General features: G+C 65.9%; 1 protein-coding gene and 2 pseudogenes. All 3 read right to left on the bottom strand.

Annotated features, from left to right (window positions below):
* A pseudogene (locus tag ACFX4T_RS25540) lies at positions 1 to 275 on the bottom strand (sugar phosphate isomerase/epimerase); the annotation flags it as partial.
* A 1-nt stretch (position 276) separates the two neighbouring features.
* A complete protein-coding gene (locus ACFX4T_RS25545; RefSeq protein WP_377655213.1) occupies positions 277 to 1494 on the bottom strand; it encodes a Gfo/Idh/MocA family protein in 1218 nt (405 codons plus the stop codon).
* Between the two features lie 21 nt (positions 1495 to 1515).
* Positions 1516 to 2004 (bottom strand): annotated as a pseudogene (locus ACFX4T_RS25550) (gfo/Idh/MocA family oxidoreductase); the annotation flags it as partial.

Below are 2004 nucleotides of genomic sequence, written 5' to 3' on the forward strand. Positions count from 1 at the left end.
CCGACGATGGCTTCGTGGCGGAAGTCGATGGGGTCATCGCAGACGGCTTGGCCTTTGAGGTGGTTGGAGATGGCCCAGACCTTGAGGTTGTACTTGTCCAGGATGGCGAGTTTGTTCTCGACGTAGCCGGGTTCGTCCCAGCGCCAGGCGTCCAGGTGGTCTCCGGAGACGGCGATTTCCAGGCCGTCGTAGCCCCAGCCCGAGGCAAGCTTGGCGACTTCCTCGAAGGGAAGGTCGGCCCACTGGCCAGTGAACAGGGTGTATGGGCGGGGCATGTCAGGCTCCTTCGGTAGTGGTGCTGGTTGGCTTCGGGGAAAGCTGGATCAGTGAGCTCTTGGCCGCTGCGGATTCTTCGATGGCAGCGAGGACGTGCTGGACGTTCAGGCCTTCTTCGAACGACGGCGATGGCTGGCTGCCGTCCCGAATGGCCAGCAGGAAGTCTCGGATTTGGTGGGTGAAGGTGTGCTCCCAGCCGATGATATGACCCTGCGGCCACCACGCTTCGAGGTAGGGGTGTTCGGGTTCGTTGACCAGGATCCGCCGGAAACCCTGCTCGCGGACAGGGGCGGTCGCATCCAGGAAGCCGAGCTCGTTCAAATTCTCGAGGTCGAACAGGATGGTGCCCTTGTCTCCGTAGATTTCGAGTTTGAGGGAGTTCTTCTGGCCGGTTGCTACGCGGCTGACTTCCACTGAGGCAATTGCTCCGGAGGCGAGTGTCAGGGTAGCCCAGGCGGCGTCGTCGACCGTGACATCTTCCAGGCCGTCCGCTCCGGGGCGGCGGTTCACGAACGTGTGCAGGCGGCCCGTGACCTCGGTGACGGCATCGCCCAGGAGGAACAGGACTTGGTCGATGGCATGGGAGGCGATGTCGCCCAGCGCACCGGAGCCGGCGGTTTCCTTGCGGAGGCGCCAAGTCATGGGGGATTCGGCGTCGGAGAGCCAGTCCTGGAGGTAGGCGGCGCGGACGTGGCGGACGGTGCCGAGCCGGCCTTCGGCGATCAGTTCGCGGGCCAGGGCGAGGGCCGGGACGCGGCGGTAGTTGAAGCCGATCATCGACTGGACGCCGTTCGCGCGGGCGACGGCCGCGGCTGCGGTCATGGCTTCTGCCTCGGCGATCGTGTTCGCCAGAGGCTTTTCCACGAGGACGTGTTTCCCGGCAGCGAGGGCGGCAACAGCGATCTCGGCGTGCATCCAGCCCGGAGCGCAGATATCGACGATGTGGATGTCGTCCCGCTCAATGACCGAGCGCCAGTCGGTGGCGGACTCTGCCCAGCCGTACTTGGCGGCGGCCGCCGCGACGGATTCGGCGTCCCGGCCGACGAGGACTTTTTGCTCGAAGGCGGGGACGTCGAAGAAGCTGGCCACGTTCCGCCACGCATTCGAGTGGGCCTTCCCCATGAAGGCATAGCCGATGGCGGCCACACCCAGCGGGGCAGATGCTGGGCCGTGTGCCGGGGCAGGCGTTTGGTCGGATGGGCGGACTGGGGTGGTCATGGTGTGGTTCCTCGCTGATTCTTAGAGTGTGGCGGTTTCCGGCGCCCAGTCCTCCGGGACGGGTTCGGAGGCGGGCGCGTTGCTGGTGACATCTACGAACGAGCCCGACTCCACGGATTCGGAAATCGAGACCATCGTGTCCAGCACGTGGTAAGCCAGTTCGCCGGTGGCGCGGTGCGGAGTGCCTGAACGCAGGGCACGGGCCATGTCCAACACGCCCAGGCCGCGGCCGTTGGCCGGTCCGGTGGCGGGGATGATCTCGGGTTCTTCCGCCCCGGGCCGCCAGAGCCTGAGGTCGCCGTCGAAATAGTTCGGGTCCGGCAGCGAGAGCGTGGCCTCGGAGCCGGTGATTTCCACGAATCCCATTCGCTGGCGGGGGGACTCGAAGGAGAACACGCTGTGCGAGGACGCACCGCTTTCGAACTGCGCCATCGCGGAGACGTGTGTGGGGACCTCGACGGCGAACTCCTCCCCGGCCTTCGGACCGGAACCAATGATCCGGGTCGCCTT

The organism is Paenarthrobacter sp. YIM B13468 (assembly GCF_042788025.1).
Classification (GTDB): Bacteria; Actinomycetota; Actinomycetes; order Actinomycetales; family Micrococcaceae; genus Arthrobacter; species Arthrobacter aromaticivorans.

Coding starts and splice junctions, on each gene's coding strand:
- ACFX4T_RS25545 (WP_377655213.1), bottom strand. CDS start 1,494: ATGACCACCCCAGTCCGCCCATCCGACCAAACGCCTGCCCCGGCACAC.